General features: G+C 49.3%; 11 protein-coding genes. 4 read left to right on the top strand and 7 right to left on the bottom strand.

Features of this window, described 5'->3' with window-relative positions:
• Window positions 1-29: 29 nt before the first annotated feature.
• The 4 genes from DFQ00_RS07060 to DFQ00_RS07045 form a co-directional block, all read right to left on the bottom strand.
• Complete coding sequence (locus tag DFQ00_RS07060) at window positions 30-935, bottom strand: DUF4097 family beta strand repeat-containing protein (RefSeq protein ID WP_110895764.1); 906 nt, start codon at window positions 933-935, stop codon at window positions 30-32.
• The gene (locus DFQ00_RS07055) at window positions 932-1,537 is read right to left on the bottom strand and encodes an HAAS signaling domain-containing protein (protein WP_110895763.1); all 606 of its coding nucleotides are present in this window, start codon (window positions 1,535-1,537) and stop codon (window positions 932-934) included. The genes DFQ00_RS07060 and DFQ00_RS07055 overlap by 4 nt, the downstream gene beginning before the upstream one ends.
• Window positions 1,530-1,859: a PadR family transcriptional regulator gene (locus tag DFQ00_RS07050; protein WP_110895762.1), complete on the bottom strand. Its 330-nt coding sequence runs from the start codon at window positions 1,857-1,859 to the stop codon at window positions 1,530-1,532. The genes DFQ00_RS07055 and DFQ00_RS07050 overlap by 8 nt, the downstream gene beginning before the upstream one ends.
• A 344-nt stretch (window positions 1,860-2,203) precedes the next feature.
• Window positions 2,204-3,748: an FAD-dependent oxidoreductase gene (locus tag DFQ00_RS07045; RefSeq protein WP_110895761.1), complete on the bottom strand. Its 1,545-nt coding sequence runs from the start codon at window positions 3,746-3,748 to the stop codon at window positions 2,204-2,206.
• Window positions 3,749-4,126: 378 nt separating this feature from the next.
• Between DFQ00_RS07045 and DFQ00_RS07040 the strand changes: the two genes are divergently transcribed.
• Together DFQ00_RS07040 and DFQ00_RS07035 are read left to right on the top strand one after the other, a co-directional pair.
• Window positions 4,127-6,958, top strand: a complete 2,832-nt coding sequence (locus DFQ00_RS07040; protein WP_110895760.1) for a glycoside hydrolase family 3 protein — start codon at window positions 4,127-4,129, stop codon at window positions 6,956-6,958.
• Window positions 6,959-7,206: 248 nt separating this feature from the next.
• On the top strand, window positions 7,207-8,955 hold the full coding sequence (locus DFQ00_RS07035) for a methyl-accepting chemotaxis protein (protein ID WP_110895759.1): 1,749 nt from the start codon (window positions 7,207-7,209) through the stop codon (window positions 8,953-8,955).
• Between the two features lie 110 nt (window positions 8,956-9,065).
• Here DFQ00_RS07035 and nrdG read toward each other — a convergent pair whose 3' ends face one another.
• Both nrdG and DFQ00_RS07025 read right to left on the bottom strand, forming a co-directional pair.
• The gene (gene nrdG / locus DFQ00_RS07030) at window positions 9,066-9,575 is read right to left on the bottom strand and encodes an anaerobic ribonucleoside-triphosphate reductase activating protein (protein WP_110895758.1); all 510 of its coding nucleotides are present in this window, start codon (window positions 9,573-9,575) and stop codon (window positions 9,066-9,068) included.
• Entirely contained in the window at window positions 9,572-11,533 is a 1,962-nt protein-coding gene (locus DFQ00_RS07025; protein WP_110895757.1) for an anaerobic ribonucleoside triphosphate reductase, read from the bottom strand. Before DFQ00_RS07025 ends, nrdG begins: the two co-directional genes overlap by 4 nt.
• A gap of 513 nt (window positions 11,534-12,046) precedes the next feature.
• Here DFQ00_RS07025 and DFQ00_RS07020 point away from each other — a divergent pair.
• Together DFQ00_RS07020 and DFQ00_RS07015 are read left to right on the top strand one after the other, a co-directional pair.
• The gene (locus DFQ00_RS07020) at window positions 12,047-13,729 is read left to right on the top strand and encodes a hybrid sensor histidine kinase/response regulator (RefSeq protein ID WP_146236125.1); all 1,683 of its coding nucleotides are present in this window, start codon (window positions 12,047-12,049) and stop codon (window positions 13,727-13,729) included.
• 200 nt (window positions 13,730-13,929) lie between these two features.
• The gene (locus DFQ00_RS07015) at window positions 13,930-14,868 is read left to right on the top strand and encodes an aldo/keto reductase family protein (RefSeq protein ID WP_110895755.1); all 939 of its coding nucleotides are present in this window, start codon (window positions 13,930-13,932) and stop codon (window positions 14,866-14,868) included.
• Window positions 14,869-14,986: 118 nt separating this feature from the next.
• Here DFQ00_RS07015 and DFQ00_RS07010 read toward each other — a convergent pair whose 3' ends face one another.
• A complete protein-coding gene (locus DFQ00_RS07010) occupies window positions 14,987-16,078 on the bottom strand; it encodes a GGDEF domain-containing protein (RefSeq protein WP_244213717.1) in 1,092 nt (363 codons plus the stop codon).
• Window positions 16,079-16,111: the final 33 nt, after the last annotated feature.

Here is a 16,111-nt window from a genome sequence, read left to right as displayed (position 1 = left end):
GACAATCGGGCTTGAGCGTACCATGCAATTTAGCGTGACTGCACAATCTTGATACTGCCAGAGGTTGTGCGTGCTTTGATCAGTTCCTGACTTACCATTGGTGATTCGGGCACGTTAACATCACCTGAAGTAGCTCGGGCATCATAGATCCCGTCAAAATCAGGCGCTGCCTGAATGAAGATATCTCCTGATGTTCCTGATACATTCACGGGAGCAGCTTGTAGCTGCTCAATAGAGATACTGCCCGATGTGAATTCGACATTAGCGGCACCGTTCAACCGGGTGAGCTCGATATCTCCTGAACGAATCTGACTGTTCACCTTTCCCGTAACCTCTTCGGCATTGAAGCTCCCGGATGTCTGTTCTACCGTCATATCGCCACGAATTGTATAAGCTGAGATGTCTCCAGAGGTTAGGGATAACTCGATTCTGGGAACATTTAATTCCTGTAATCGAATGGAGCCTGACGAGTTCTTCATCTCCAGTGATCGAGCATTCAGCCCGGTTAGACTCCAGTCACTTGAAGAGGATTTTAAGACAACGTCATTCAGAGAATAATCCTTTGGCAAAGCCACCGTTATTCGCGCATCCTGTTCATTCCAATGGAGGGTGAAAAATTGCCAGCGTGTGCGCTGATTCTGGGACAGCTCAAATGATCCGTTGACGAATTTCGCTTGCTCGAAGCTTTCGATCGTGTCCTGATCCCATCTTCCATCCACTTCGATATACGTATTCTGATCCGGACTGACAATGAATTCGATATCGGCATTAAAGTTGCCATTCATCCGGACATTCTGAAGCTCTCCAGGCTTGAAATCCCATCGCTTGGCATAGGTCTCCCGTTCATCTCCGAACTGAAAGCCGTAAATAGACGTTCCAAACAAACCTATTCCGATGCAGATGATCGCAAACGCCAGCCATTTTTTAGTGCTCATGCAGGAGCATCCCCTCTCATTATTTTATGATTCCATCTAATGTAGGCCACAGTGAGGACTTTAAATGCTCTGAAAACATATTTGGATGCAATTGCAAACAGAATGCCGACACCGAGCAGGCCAATAGATACGAACATTTCTGCCTTGTCGAGGTGGTTCAGCAATAGAGCATCTGCAGCGGCAGCGAGAGGGGCGAGGGCCAGCAAAGACATGCCTGCAATGGTGAGCCATACCGACCACAGCGTCAAACCGATCGGGATGAAGAACATCAGATTCAGGAAGAGCAATCCGACAGCGGTGAAGAAGCTCCTTGTAGCACGGGTGTAATTGCCCACGGGTTTCATCTCTTTGAACGTTGGTGCGTAGAAAGGGTCTGTTGCAGGTATGTCAGAATAGATATGTGCATCGTAACGGTCACCAAGCGCTTCCTTGGCAATCTGCTCCGGGTGACCGAGCTCGCGGGCGATCTCTTCTTCGGTTCTGCCTTCATGTAGCCCAAGGGCAAAATGCTGATCATAGTCTGCAAGCAGTTCAGAGCGTTCCACTTCGTCCATCGGGCGTAAATACAGCGCCATGGCCTGCATAAATTGTTGTTTATTCATCTTGATTTCCTTCCTCCATTAGATTGGCTACGCTGCGCACAAAAGCGTTCCACTCCGCAGATAGTGCCGTCATATACTCGCGGCCTGTATCAGACAAGCGGTAATACTTGCGCGGAGGCCCTTCGCTTGATTCTTGAAGATAAGTTGTGCAGTACCCCTCATTTACTAGCCGGCGTAGCAGAGGGTATAGTGCACCTTCAGCGACTTCAATATGTTTGGAGACCGCCTGGGCCAGTTCATAGCCATACCGATCCTGACGATGAATCAAGACCAGGACGCATAGCTCCAGCACTCCTTTTTTGAACTGGATGTTTACATTCACACAGGTTCCTCCTTGGTTGTTTCAACGGTCACTAGTATGTATTGTTCAGTAGTGTTAAAATCATCATAGCACTCGGTAGTGTTTAATACAAGGTAGTGTTCATAGATTAGTTCCGTTTCAGCTTATTCTCTGCTTCTGCTTATCTATACCATTCAGCATACGAGAAAACCGGATCGTTTGCTTCCGTCTGGAGACGGAGAACCGATCCGGTCTAAGAGATGAAATGTACGCATGAAAAGCATACGTTTCATCACAGGGATATAGGTGTGCATGTACCTTTATAACTGGAGTGCTGACGGTGCTGACAGTGCTGTTAGGGTCGGTTATTACGGGTACTTCAGGGCCTACTGCTCCTGCACATCCAGAAGGGGCAGGTCTTCTACCGCAGGTCCTTCAATGACATGACCTTCATAATTAAAGCGCGACCCGTGACATGGACAGTCCCAGGAACGCTCGCCTGTATTCCATTCGACTTCGCATCCGAGATGGGTGCAGGTTGTGTCCACCAGGAACAGCTTGCCGCTGGTATCTTTATAGGCGCCAGCTCGTTTGCCGTTATGACGCACGACAGCACCTTCATCGTTGCCCAATTCCTTTATATTTTTGTGTACGATGCCAACCTTGCCTGCAATGTACTCCTTCGCTACGTTTGCATTCTCCACGATAAAGTGCTTTATGCCAGGGTCAGCTTTGAATCTTGCCGGATCGAAGACTTCTGCATGTGGATTATCTCGACCGGTAATGCGATCAGCCAGCAGATGCCCTGCCATCGTACCTGTGGTCATGCCCCATTTGGCAAAACCGGTAGCGACATAGATCCGTTCATGCCTCCCGGTAATAGGGCCGATATAAGGCACCTTGTCTATCGAGATGAGATCCTGTGCGGACCAGCGGAACGGGATGCTGCGAATCCCGAAGGTTTCTGCTGCGTATTGCTCCAGCCGCTCGTAATGACCGAAGGTGCAGATGCCTTGTCCGGTTTTATGATTTTCCCCGCCGAAGAGAATATGCTCTTTGCCGTTATGCATAACAGCACGGAGCGAGCGGGCGGGATCATCATCAGAGATGTACATGCCCCCTGCATATGGTTTCTCTGGTTCAACCATTAGCGCATAGGAGCGCTCGGCATGAAGCCGGGTAAAGTAAAACCCGGGATCGTATACAGGAAAATGAGAAGCGACCACGATATGCTCTGCTGTGACCAATGAGCCGCCAAACGTCCTGACACGCAGCGAAGCTTCTTCCTCCACATCGGTTACCGTTGTATGTTCATAGACGCGTACACCTTGTCCGACAGCCTCCGCCAGCAGATAACTCAGATAGGCGAGCGGGTCAAAACGGGCTTGTCCTGGCATACGGATGCCTGCTCTGGCAGGAACAGGGATGGGCAGCGGATCTGCCCACTCTCCGGGAATACCCAGCTTGCCATATGCAGTCAGCTCGACCTCTAGCTTCTTAATGTAATCTTCGGACTGAATATAGACGTAGGCATCCTCATCGGCCCATTGACATTCGATCTGTTTTTCCTTGACGAGCTTACGCATCCAATCCCCTGCGGCGGCGTTGCCCTCGTAGTACATCCGAGCCTGCTCATGTCCAAAGTGGTGCATGATTTCATCAAAGATGACCCCATGCTGCGCAGATACTTTGGCTGTTGTATGGCCTGTGGTACCGTCAAGTACTTTTCCCGCTTCAAGTAAAACCACGCTTAGTCCAGACTGTGCAAGTAGATAGGCTGTCGTAATGCCTGCAATCCCCGCACCGATAATAGCTACGTCTGCCGTTGTATCTTCTGTCAGCTTGGGAAAGGGCTCGAATCTATTCGCTGCACGCCATAGAGATTCCGGGGCAGGCGGCAGGTTGGTTTTCAACTGCTCGTTGTCACTCATTGCTTCTCTTCCTCCTAGATTTTGATCAGATCCTGATATGGGACACTAAGACATGTAGATGCTGTCTCCCTGTACTTCTCATCAGGATTGCCAGAGTCAACCTGAAAAAAACGAGTAAACATATATTTAACGGAAGCAAGCTTTATATTTTACTGAGGCAAACCTCTGTTTTTTTGGCTCGAGATGTTTTATAGTAAGGTTATCGAAATCGTTTTAGGTTTTATGTAAAGGTATATGTTAATCTCAAATGTAGTGCTTATATTCAAGGTTTTATCGTATATTTCAGAGGTGTGATTCAAGAGAAATCATCATTTTAAATTATTAAAATGTATTCGCTATCATAGCGATGTTCAATTCACTTATCGAAGGAGATTACACATGACAACTCATCAAACGAAATATCCGTTTCAGGACATGGCTCTTGAGCTTGATGCCCGGGTGAAGGACCTTGTATCCCGTCTGACCCATGATGAAAAAATAGAATCCATGCTGCAATACCAGCCAGCCGTTGAACGTCTGGGCGTTGCAGCCTACAAGCATGGCACCGAAGCCGCACATGGTCTGGCCTGGCTTGGTGAAGCGACATCCTTTCCTCAGCCTGTGGGGCTGGCATGTACATGGGATACGGAACTGATGCAGCAGATTGGCTCTGTTATTGGAGATGAGGCACGGGTGTTTTACAAGCGTAATCCGGCTGTTAACGGTCTTACGTTGTGGGCGCCAACGGTGGACATGGAGCGTGATCCACGCTGGGGACGGAATGAAGAGGCTTACGGAGAGGACCCGGAACTGACAGCGGAGCTGACAACGGCGCTGGTCAAGGGCATTCAGGGCGACCATCCCAAGTATTACAAAGCAGTCGCTACACTCAAGCATTTCCTTGGCAACAACAACGAGGTAGACCGGGGCAGCGGCTCATCCAGCATTGATCCGCGGAATATGCGTGAGTACTACTTGAAAGCGTTCGAGAAGCCTTTTAAGGAGGGCGGTGCACAGTCGATGATGACGGCCTACAACTCGATTAACGGTACACCTGCTCTCCTTCATCCTTATGTGAACGAGATTGTTAAGGGGGAGTGGGGCATGGACGGTTTCATCGTCAGTGATGCTGGTGATGTGATGGGCATCCGAAATGACCACCATTACTATGATTCTCATACACCAGGCACGGTAGAGTCCGTCAAAGCAGGCATTGACAGCATCACCGATGATGCTGAACTATCCAAGCAGGCGCTGCGTGAAGGGCTGGAGCAGGGACTACTTACGATGGAGGATATCGACAAAGCCTTGTTTAACACGTTCCGCGTGCGGTTCCGTCTGGGCGAATTTGACCCGGAGGAAGGCAATCCGTATGCAGCCATCGGCGAGGAATCCATGATGACGGATAGAGCTAAAGCGCTGTCCCTTCGAGCAGCAAGAGAACAAGTAGTACTGCTTAAAAATGACAATGCGGCCCTTCCGCTGAACAAAACCAAGGCAGGAAAGGTGGCTGTGATCGGACAGCTCGGCGGAACCGTTTACCGGGACTGGTATGCGGGAACGTTACCGTATCGTGTAACTCCTGTGGATGCGATCCGCAGCAAGGTGGGCAGTGACAATGTGACGTTTAGAGACGGTGACGATCGTATTACGCTGACATCAGCTGCAAGCGGCAAGAAGATAGGGCTTGTCAGAGCCGAGGGCTCACCAGAGATGGTGCTTCAAGCCACGGAGGCAGCGGAGACTTTTCGGGTGACGGATTGGGGATTTGGCAGCTATACGCTACAGGCTGAGAGCAATGGTAAGTATGTAACGACAGATGATGAGTCTGTCACGGCGTCAGCGAGTGAAGTATATGGATGGTTTGTCAAGGAAGTATTCCACCTTCTTACACAGCCGGACGGCAGTGTAGGACTGACAACATGGAATGGAAAGATCGTGACAGCCGCAAGTGATGGACATGGTGCCCTCAAGGCATCCCAAGAGCAGCAAGCCGTTGGTGCAGCCGAGACATTCCAGTGCAAGGTCGTGGTCGACGGCATTGAAGAAGCTGTAGCCGCAGCCAAGGCCGCTGAGACGGCGATTGTATTTGTCGGCAACAATCCGCTTGTCAACGGCAAGGAGGAGATTGATCGCCCTGGCCTGGACCTGGCCGAATCCCAGCAGCGTCTCATTCAGGCCGTATATGAAGCCAATCCGAACACGGTGGTTGTCATCGTTGGCAGTTATCCGTTTGCATGCAATTGGGTTCAGGAGAACATTCCGGCGATCTTGTATACATCACATGCAGGACAAGAGCTGGGTAACGCAGTGGCGGATGTGCTGTACGGGGATTACGCACCAGCAGGCCGCTTGAACATGACATGGGTTCAATCGGAGGATCAGCTGCCGGACATCAAGGACTATGACATTATCCAGTCGGGCCGTACGTATCAATATTTTGAAGGCAATGTATTGTATCCGTTCGGACATGGGCTCACCTATGCCCCGTTTAAATACAGTAATCTGCAGGTTAGCTCTGCGGAGGCGGGTCCAGACGAGCAGGTTACGATTAGCGTTGACGTGACGAGTACAGGTTCGATCGGCAGTGATGAGGTAGTGCAGCTGTATGTACGTGCAGGCAAGTCCCGTGTGAAACGTCCGCTAAAAACGCTGAAGGCCTTCAGACGCCTGCATGTCGCAGCCGGAGCAACGGCAACCGTGCGTTTTGACCTGCCGGTTCAGGAGCTGGCGATCTGGGATGTCACTCGTGACCGGTATGTTGTGGAGGAGGGCATCTATTCCATCATGGTAGCGAAATCCTCTTCGGATGTGCAGTTAGTCGCGGATCTGAAGGTGCAGGGAGAGACGATTCCTGAGCGTAATCTGGGTATACCTACACGGGCCGAGAACTACGATGCATATCGGAATGTAGAACTGGATGAGTGTAAAGAAGGCGGAACCGCTGTCCGGGTGATCGGAGATCAGGCATGGATTGCCTTCAAGGATGCAAACCTTGGTGGTGGTGCATCTGTCATTAAAGCGCGTATTTCCGCTGAACAGCCGGGGGCTGTGCTGGAAGTGAGGCTGGGTGCACCGGACGGTACACTCGCAGGACGTGCAGAGCTGAAACCGAGCGGGGCGCAGCATTGGTCTACGGTGAAGGCTGATCTGACAGCTGCAGCGGGAGTACAGGATGTCTACCTGCTGATGTCAGCAGGTGTACGTGTTCGTCATTTTGAGATTCGTTAAAAATTGTAATAAATGAGTAAGAGATTTTGCTTCATTCCATTTATATATTGCAAGGGTCAGCCGGCATATCGGGCTGGCCTTTTTTGTTTTTACAAAATACCCATTCAAAAACTGCATTTCAATAACGATATATACTATATAGTCTAATATCATGTGTTGGAATACGAAGGTGGAACAAGCGGGTATCCGTCTCATTTTCATTAGGACAGATATGTAGTTATATAAGTTAAGGAAAAGGGGAATCTCCAATGTTACACTATTTTCGCAATAGAAGTCTGGTTGTTACAAGCTCTGTCCTGATTGTGGTTATATTGCTCATTCTGATTGTTGCCATGAGTTATATGAGTTTCAAGCAAAGTCAGCAGGCTTATTATGAACAGATTAATCAGGTTGGCCAAGCGCTGACGAATCAGCTTCAAGTCAACCATGGGCAGGTAGAGCAGGCAAACCAGCAGATCTCAGCCTCTGGCGAGCCGGCATCTCCCGAGCTTACGATACTCAAGGAACAGCTGGATGCGATGACCGGCGTTGCTTCCATTGCGAATGCATATATTTTTCAATCAACGATTAAGGAGCAGGACGGCAAGCAGATTCTGACCGGGATACAAGTCAATCAGGCGCTTTACGATTTGGATATGTTGCCCGGTGTGCAATATGAAATTCCGGCATTGATTCAGAATACATACAAGCTTGTACTGCAACATGGAACCGCATTGACTGAACCGTATACGGATAGTGCAGGGACATGGGTCACCTATCTCAGCACGATCAAGGATGATCGCGGGGAAAATATAGCGATATTTGGTCTGGATCTGGATGCGGCCAAAGTAAAACAGGATCAGTTGTGGATGTTCTTGTACAACTTGGGCGGAGGACTTCTTGCAGCGCTAGTTCTGGTTGTGCTGGTGATCCTTCTGCTGCGCATAGTTCTTCGACCATTACAACATCTGGCGGATATATCCAATCAGGCTGCGGAAGGTAATCTGACTGTGAGCTTGAGTGTACACAATCAGAACGAGATTGGTCAGACTGCCACAGCCTTTAATCATATGATTGGTGCACTGCAGCAATTGATTACGGGTATTCAGTCGACCTCCTCTAATGTGACACGCTCCGCGTCGGACCTGCAATCAAGTGCAGAGCGAACGACTGAAGCTTCACAGAAGATTACTGAATCCATGCTGGAGGTTTCAACCGGAGCAGAGATGCAACGTGAGTCTACGAATGAATGCCAGATCTCGATCACCGAGATGGCCACCGGTATCCGGCGTGTTGCGGAGTCCAGTCAGGTGGTTGCTGAACTGGCAGCGGACACGACGGATCGTGCCAGTCAGGGTGAAGCAGATATTACCTCGATGGTTGAGCAGATGCAGCAGATTGAACATAACATGTCGGGCACAGTTACGGTTCTTCATGATCTCCGGCAGCTGAATAGTAATATCGCTGGAATCATGTCGATGATTCGTGAAATTGCCGATCAAACAAACCTGCTTGCACTTAATGCTTCCATTGAGGCTGCAAGAGCAGGAGATGCGGGCAGAGGATTTGCGGTGGTTGCTCAGGAGATTCAAAAGCTCTCTGCTCGATCCAAAGATTCCTCTAATCAGATCGACCAGATTTTGCAAGGTATTTTTCATCATACCGAAAGAGCTGTAAGCTCTATAGAAGAGTCCGTTGAGGTAGCCAAGAAAGGTGCTACCACATCTGAAGTAACGGCCGACACCTTCCGTCAGATCGTTGAAGCGATTCAAAAGGTTTCGGGTCAGGTTTACGAGGTATCTGCGGCCTCAGAGCAAATGTCGGCCAGCAGTGATCAGATTGCTGCTTCGTTGGCTCAACTGGGTATCGCCGCAGCCGACTCTTCTGGCAACGCCAATAAAGCGCGTGCTGCTTCAGAGGAGCAGCTTGCTTTGATGCAGGAGGTATCCAGTCTGTCCGAGGAGCTGAGAAGCCTGGCATACCAGTTGAACCAAGTGATACAGCGGTTCCAGGTGTAACAGGCAGGATATACAGGTAACATACAACATCGCTATATAAAAGCAGGCTCTGACACGGGAATCGTGACAGAGCCTGCTTTTTGCTTATTAGGAGACACCCCAAAACATCATTACACTGCATCCAGCTGCAAGGTAACGATGTTTCCGGCGGTCTGGGTGGCACGCACATCAATCAAACGTTGATTCCGACTTCCGCGGAAGGGCAGAGACACATCACGCTCAGCTGCAAGGTAACGTCCGTCAATAATGACGTCACATAACTGTGCAAGCTCCGATCTTGCCGGGTCAGTGATCAGTTCCTCGTACTCGAATCCCGTATAAGCCCATACCGTCAGATCGGGGCGCGCTTCCCGGAGTTGTCGTACCCAGCGACTGCAGTCGGGTGCAGAGAAAAAGGGATCACCGCCACATAACGTTACCCCGTCCAGCAGGGGATGGGTTGTCACCTCCTGTAAAATCTGCTGCTGTCGTGCTTCCGTAAAGGGTTCGCCGGCTCGAAAGCTCCAAGAATCCGGGCTGAAGCAGCCTGGGCAAGCATGCCTGCACCCACTGATGAACAATACAGCACGCAGGCCCGTTCCTTCATTGACCGATTCGGGAATGTAACCGTACAGATTCACCGATGCTTCACCCGATCCCGCACCTCAGCCTGCTTAGCAGCATTGAAGCGTACCTTATAGTCACCGGTCAGATAGCCGGTTACACGGCGCAGACGCTGGAAGTGTACGTCATTTTCATGAACCGCGCATCCCGGACAGATATCCCCGATAACCCCCTCATATCCGCACTCAGGGCAACGATCAATCGGATGATTGATCGAGAAATACCCGATATCCTGTGCGAGTGCATACTGCACGATGCGCATAAAAGCGGCCGTGTTGGCCCGTACGTTGCCATCAAGCTCTACATAAGAGATCGCCCCAGCGTTGCACAAGGTATGGAACGGAGCTTCCAGCTCGATCTTGCGGTAGGCCGGAAGGTTATGATAGACCGGAATATGGAACGAGTTGGTATAATACTCACGGTCATTTACGCCAGAAATCGGGCCATACTCCGCCCGGTCCAGCTTGGTGAACTTGCCGGACAAGCCTTCTGCGGGAGTAGCAAACAATGTGATGTTGAGGTTATGACGCTCACTCATGTTATCGCAGAATTCTCTCATCGCACGAATGATGTTCAGCGCTTCGCGATGCACATGCATATCTTGTCCATGATGTCTTCCATACATCGCCGTCATGCACTCGGCCAGTCCGATAAAACCAAGCGATAATGTTCCGTGCTTCAACAGGCTCGCAACAGGTTCATTGGGGGCGAGCTGCTCGCCCCCTTCCCATACGCCCTCGCGCATCATGAAGTCGGATGATTTGGCAGGTTGTCTTGTCTGAATGGCATATCGGTGCAATAAGCCGTCTACCGCAGTATGCATGACCTTTTCCAGTGCCGCATAGAAGGCTTCCCGATCGGCGACAGCCCGGTTACCCCGGCAGATGCCGTAACGAATGCCCAACTTGACCAGGTTAACCGTGTTAAACGAGAGGTTCCCTTTGCCGCTCTGACGATTCCGTCCGAACCGGTCCGCAAGTGTGCGTGTACGGCAGCCCATTGTCGCTATGATCGTATCCGGGTCCTCCGGGCGGTAATAAGGCAGGTTAAACGAGGCATCCACATTGACAAAGTTCGGATACATGCGCCGGGAGGAACAGGTTACCGCCAAGCGGAACAGATCATAGTTCGGATCACCCTGAGCCTGGTTAACGCCTTGCTTGCACTGGAAAATATGCTGCGGAAACACAGGGGTTTCCCCGTGACCCAGTCCCCGGATCGTGGCCTCCAGCAGAGAACGGGATACGAGCCGGCCTTCTGCCGAAGTGCATATTCCGTAGTTGAGCGAGGTAAAAGGAATCTGGCCCCCTGCCCGGCTGCTCATCGTGTTCAGATTATGTATAAGAGATTCAGCGGCCTGTCCAGTCTCCACCTCGGTCTCTTCATAGGCAAAAGCGAAGGCTCGTGGACATTGCTGCTTAGCTACTGCACTGTCCAGGTGAAGCTGCTCATCTGTAATGACAGCAGGTTCATGAAAGAGCCGTTGCCCTTTGCGAAAATGCTTGATGAATGAACGCTTCACATAAGGAGCGAGATCCCAGTCAATCTTATTGGCAGACACACCGCCATACTGGCTGTTCTGCTGAGATTGGAAGATGATTGCAACCAGTGCCATGGCCGACATAATCGTCTGGGGTGTGCGTACGGAGCCATTGCCTGTATTGAAGCCCGAAGCCAGCAGCCGGTCAAACGGAATAAAGATACAGTTGGTTGTACCGAGGGCGTACTGATCCAGATCATGCACATACAGATCGCCTTGTTCAACAGCTGCTGCAAGCGCCTGGGGCAGCACATGACGCATCGCATGCCATTTCGCCGTCTCCGAACCAAGCCTGCTCATTTTGCCGCTGAAGGAATCTCCGTTCAGATTGGCATTCTCTCTCAGCGTATCGGCGTCTTCTGCACCAATAATACGTCTTCCCAGGTCGGATAATAGATCGGGTGCCGGTGGCGCGGCATACTCAAGCATAGTCATGTAACGTGCCTCCTAAATGGATTTTTATAATAGGTTGTGCTCTCATAAATACTGGGGCTATATACGATGAAATTTTGGAGTAATATACTAGATGTAGATTGATATTATCCATTTATAAACTATATGTGGATTCTTGTGTGTGATTATCATCACACCCTTGATGAGGAGACAGGGCGTTTTCCGTGAACTGATGCGGGTTTAAAGGTTCCCAAAATTCAAACAGAGGCGTATAATTTCTACTTATCCTGCAAGTATAAACTTCCACGTCAGAGATCATAGATTGTAGTACTCAGACCGAGCCGTTTTAATGAAAATGTTATGAACATAAGCTCTAAAGAAATCTATGAGCACAAGCTCCAATGAAATGTTAGGGACACGCGATTTAATGAAAAATAGAATATAGATTTCAGTATGATTCTCTTATACTTCTACGGTGTTAAACATATAAGTATAGTTTGTGACAATCGTTCGGATTTCCGTTAGAGCCCTGCATGTGATGTAGCAGTCTGATTCGTGAATTTAAATATAGCAGCCAAGACAAACAAAGTGGGGTGGACCATGGGGACGGTAGAAGGCAGATACCAGGGCTTCTATAAAAACATCGAAGAAGCAGCAGCCCATATTGTGGATGTATTAAGTGGCATATTACGAGTGAATACCATCTTCGTAGCCACGAATGACGGAGTGACCAATGTCATTCTGGAAGCCTTCAACCGAAAGGAACAATTAATTGCCAAAGGTACAGCACTTCCCTTTACGGAATCCTATTGCAGTCTGGTATTGAAGGGTAACGGCAGTGTGGTTACGATTCAGGATACCTGTGAGCATTCTGTCACACGTTCAATGGATGTTACGACTGGATTGGGGAACCGATTCTTTGTAGGTGTGCCGATTATACGAAGATCAGGCGAAGCCTTCGGCACGATATGTATAATGGATGAGCCAGGCTACGTCATTAGCGAAACGGATATGAGAACGCTGGAGGCCATGGCTGTGTTTTTGGGATATGTGGTTGATCTGGAGAGTGCGCTTCAGGTTCAGGAGCAGAGGCTGAGTGATTCGGAACAGCTGCAGGAGAAGCTGCAGGCGGAGAAAGAACGTGCTGAATCCGAAGCGATGACCAAGACACAGATGCTCAAGCTGATGAGTCATGAAATTCGTAATCCGCTGAACGGGATTTTGGGATTAACCGATCTGATGCGCACCCCCGATATGTCGGAGGAGCAAGCCGAATATGTCAACATGATTGAAACGAGCGGAAATATTCTGCTCTCGCTGCTTAATAACATGATGAACTTTAACATTAACGATGCAGGCAAAACGGTAATTCATGATGACCCCTTCGATCTGGTCAGCATGATTGAGAACACCGTCTATCTTTATGCAAGTACAGCAGCCAGCAAACAGATCGAACTCGGGTTAAACCTGAATCTGAATGTATCCCAGGTTTTTATTGGGGATGAGATCAAGCTGGGTCAGCTGCTCGGTCATGTCATGCAATACGCAATGGACTCCACCCGGGAGGGTGCTGTGCTTGTGACAGCCGATCTCAATGAAGGAGCACAAGGGGATACAGATGTTCTCGTGCTTCGAGTTCGATATACAGGACAGATGTTATCCGATAACCGGTTGCGTACGTCTACTGCTAAATCGGAGGCAATCAACACCGAGAAGCTCATTGGGAGTAATCTGGGGCTGGCGGTTAGTCAGAATCTGGCTATTTTGATGCATGGTCGCATTCAGGTGAGTGCGCTTGATGGGACGATGACAGAATTTCAGATTTCCCTTCCCTTACGCCGATATTGGGATTTGCCACAAGTCACCAGTGTACAGCAACGATTAAGAGGGAAAAAGGTACTGCTCGCCAAGGACCCTGATATTTTACAGGGCGTATCCTCCTTGATGCGTAAATGGGAGATGGAGGTGCACATGACTTCTGATTCTGCCGTTGCTTACCATTGGATCAAAGAAGGCTTCAAGCCGGACGTGGCCGTAGTGGATCTGGGGCTGCGTGAAGGAGTTACGGCCGATTTCGTTATGGACTTGAAGCAGCAAGTGAAAGCTCTACCTGTCATCATGCTTGTGCCTTATGGGATGCATATGGATTTGCATCAAACGCAGGCTTTCGAAGCCGTATTGACGAAACCGGTAAGGCAGACCGAGCTGCTGAATGCACTCAGTATTATTTTGCCATAACATGAGTCTCCGATAATCCGCTCGGCCAATATCCCTGTCGGTTTACAGAGCCGAAGGCAAAGCTGCACATTCGATTCGGATGTGCTTCTTTGTTGCGGACTCGGTTACTTTTATCCATGTAAACGTTCTCGCATCACTCGAGGTAGGTTACAATAGGATGTGGAACTTCATCATCTTATGAAGAGGAGGGCATGCATGCGATGGAATATCGTAGATTGGGTGGAAGCGGACTGAAAGTCAGCGAGATCAGCTTGGGTAGCTGGTTGACGTACGGAGGGTATGTTGAACGGGAGAATGCGGTGAAATCAATTGAAACAGCATTTGATGAGGGCATTAACTTTTTTGATACAGCCAATGCTTATGAGCGGGGAGCCGCTGAGGTACTGCTGGGTCAAACGTTGAAAGCGTACTCACGCAGCTCTTATGTGCTCGCAACCAAGGTTTTTAATAAAATGGGCGATGGGCCTAACGATCACGGATTGTCCCGCAAACATATTATGGAGCAGTGTGAGGCCAGCTTGAAGCGTCTGAGTACAGAATATGTGGATATCTATTATTGCCACCGCTATCATGCCGATACACCGATTGAGGAGACTCTCCGTGCACTGGATGATCTGGTGCGGCACGGTAAAGTGCTGTATGTTGGCGTTAGTCAGTGGACTGCTGCCCAGATGGAAGCTGCACTAGGAACAGCAGACCGTTTGCTGCTTGACCGCATTGTGGTGAACCAGCCGGTATACAACATGTTTGACCGTTACATTGAGCATGAGATTATCCCTTTAGGTGAACGTAAAGGCATAGGACAAGTTGTATACTCTCCGCTCGCACAAGGGTTGCTGACAGGGAAATATACATCTGTATCCGATATTCCGGAGAACAGCCGTGCCGCGAAGCTTGGCTGGGATGAGGGCAAGATCAGCGCAGAACGAATCGGCAAGGTGCGTCAATTGATTGAAGTAGCGGATCAGCTGAATCTGAAGGTAGGTCAGCTCGCCTTGGCATGGATTCTTCGCCAAAACAATGTTTCAAGTGCGCTGGTCGGGGCCAGTCGCCCCGAGCAGGTTCAGGAGAATGCGGCAGCTTCGGGAGTGAAGCTGGAGGTCTCTGTGATGGAGAAGATTGAACAGATTCTGGCTTAATTAAGAAGCAGCATCTATTTACGCGAGAGTGTAAGGAAGGATATAGAAAAGGGATGTCCAACTGCCCATGATTAAGGCAGATGGCATCCCTTTTGCTGTGGCAACCGTTCAAATTCTACTACCAGTCATCTTCGGCAACGATGGTATTATAGGGCGGCAAAGAGCATACTCTGTTGCGCCCCGTATTTTTGGCTTCATACAAAGCACGGTCAGCCTGGTCATAAAGATCGTTGTCTTCGTGATCGTCACAATGATCAGGGTAGACCGCAACCCCAATCGAGACGGTCAGCTTTACGGTTTGACCGTCAGGCAGGGTGAACAGAGATCTGGCGACAGCTTTTCGCACAGATTCTGCAATAGTTATGGATTGATGATATCCGCAATCGAGTAGCAGAATTGCAAATTCTTCGCCGCCATGGCGAGAGACGAGATCGGTAGAGCGTGCATGCTCAACAAGCAGCTGTCCCAGTTGCTTGAGTACAGCATCGCCAGCAGAGTGACCGTACGTATCATTTATTTTTTTGAAACGGTCAATATCAATTGCCAGCAGAGACAGCTTCTGATGATAATGTCTTGCATGCTGGAGCTCAGCCCGAAGGGATTGTTCAAATTGCCGCCGATTGCTCAGATCTGTCAGATGATCCGTAGATGCCCGTCTTTCCAGCACAAATAACATCTCATTGGATCTGTTAATAAATTCGGCAATGAAATAGATGAAAATACCGCCGATGAAGGCAATGGTCATCTGTATTGGATAGACTCTCATCAAGGTGCTCATGCTGTCTGTATTCATTAGCAGCACAACAAAGATCATTGACATACCAAGCAGGTTCATGGTGATAATTTTGCTTAGTCTGGACCATGAGGCATAGGCAAAGTATACACCCGATAGTCCAAGCAGGATCATGATGAATGCGGCATCAATAGCAGATGAGGTTATGCCAAACATCAGGATGCGAAGAATCGCGATAATAAAACCAGAAATCACTGAAGCAAGTCCGCCAAGATATACTGCTGCAGTCACAATGGCCAGATGCCGCAGATCTACAATTGTGCTGTCATTTATATGAAAGGAATAGTTCATAAGCACAGTACCGTATAAACCAAATAACAAGCCGCCGATCATCTGAACACGCAGCGAGGGAAAAGGCAATCGAATGCTGTAGAATTTAGCGATAATTCCTGACAAGTACATAAAGGTAATTATCACACAGATATTCACAAAAAAAGTGCTTAACAACCA

This window comes from Paenibacillus barcinonensis, assembly GCF_003217495.1.
Classification (GTDB): Bacteria; Bacillota; Bacilli; order Paenibacillales; family Paenibacillaceae; genus Paenibacillus; species Paenibacillus barcinonensis.
This window is presented reverse-complemented; position numbering and strand designations above follow the sequence as displayed.

Coding starts and splice junctions, on each gene's coding strand:
- DFQ00_RS07035 (WP_110895759.1), top strand. CDS start 7,207: ATGTTACACTATTTTCGCAATAGAAGTCTGGTTGTTACAAGCTCTGTC.
- DFQ00_RS07045 (WP_110895761.1), bottom strand. CDS start 3,748: ATGAGTGACAACGAGCAGTTGAAAACCAACCTGCCGCCTGCCCCGGAA.
- DFQ00_RS07015 (WP_110895755.1), top strand. CDS start 13,930: ATGGAATATCGTAGATTGGGTGGAAGCGGACTGAAAGTCAGCGAGATC.
- DFQ00_RS07055 (WP_110895763.1), bottom strand. CDS start 1,537: ATGAATAAACAACAATTTATGCAGGCCATGGCGCTGTATTTACGCCCG.
- DFQ00_RS07040 (WP_110895760.1), top strand. CDS start 4,127: ATGACAACTCATCAAACGAAATATCCGTTTCAGGACATGGCTCTTGAG.
- DFQ00_RS07025 (WP_110895757.1), bottom strand. CDS start 11,533: ATGACTATGCTTGAGTATGCCGCGCCACCGGCACCCGATCTATTATCC.
- DFQ00_RS07060 (WP_110895764.1), bottom strand. CDS start 935: ATGAGCACTAAAAAATGGCTGGCGTTTGCGATCATCTGCATCGGAATA.